This window comes from Cupriavidus sp. GW822-FHT03E04 (genome assembly GCF_058801495.1).
Window position 1 is genome coordinate 1 of sequence record NZ_JBXANI010000079.1, and the last position, 903, is coordinate 903.

Annotated in this window: 2 protein-coding genes; one reads left to right on the forward strand and one right to left on the reverse strand. The window is 63.3% G+C overall.

Annotated features, from left to right (window positions below):
* A partial coding sequence (locus AC1RQC_RS40355; RefSeq protein ID WP_492886875.1) for a DUF2145 domain-containing protein occupies positions 1 to 657 on the forward strand: 657 nt, incomplete at its 5' end.
* Between the two features lie 21 nt (positions 658 to 678).
* On the opposite strand, the gene AC1RQC_RS40360 is transcribed toward AC1RQC_RS40355, so the two are convergent.
* On the reverse strand, positions 679 to 903 hold a 225-nt coding region (locus AC1RQC_RS40360; protein ID WP_492886877.1), incomplete at its 5' end, for an FAD-linked oxidase C-terminal domain-containing protein.

The window sequence follows — 903 nt, forward strand, 5'->3', positions numbered from 1 at the left end:
GAGATGGAACGGCGCCAGGACAACGTGGCGCTGGTGGGGCGGGTGGGGCAGGACCTGTCCAGCTATGGGCTGAAATACAGCCACGTCGGCATCATCTACCGCAACCCGGCGGACGCGCGTTGGCGCATTGCCCATTTGCTCAATAGCTGTGGCACCGCGCAGTCGGATCTGTGGTACGAGGGCGTCGGCAATTTCTTCCTCGACGATATGTTCTCGTACGATGCCGTCCTGATCGTCCCTCCCAAGCAGATCGCCGATCGCCTGCTGCCGCGCCTGCAGGATGGCGCAGCCCTGCGCTCGGTTCACGACGTCAACTACAGCCTGGTATCGTACCCATTCTCCACGCAGTACCAGAACTCCAACACCTGGGTGCTGGAAACGCTGGCAGCCGTGGAAGCCAGGGACGCCAAGATCGTCAATCGCGAGCAGGCGCAGGCCTGGCTCAAGCTGGCCGGTTACCAGCCGTCCGAGATGAAGATCGGTACGTTCAAGCGCCTGGGTGGCCGCGTGTTCAAGGCCAACGTGGCCTTTGACGATCATCCCACTGAACTGCGCTTCTCCGACCGCATCAGGACCGTCACCGTCGATTCCGTGATGCGATTCCTGGCGGACCGCAACGAGGGCTGGCAGGTCGTGGAAATTCCGGCAGCGCGCTAAGCCACCGGCGCGCGTTTCCCGTCAGATCACCTTGCCCGGATTCATCAACCCCTGGGGATCGAGCGCCTGCTTGATCGCCCGCATCATCGCCAGCTCCACGCCGCTCTTGTAGCGGCGGTTTTCCTCGCGCTTGAGCTGGCCCAGCCCATGCTCGGCGGAGATCGAGCCGCGGTGGGCGTGCACGCTGTCATGCACGATCAGGTTGATGGCTGCCGAGTTGCCGAGGAAGGCATCGTGGCTTTCGCC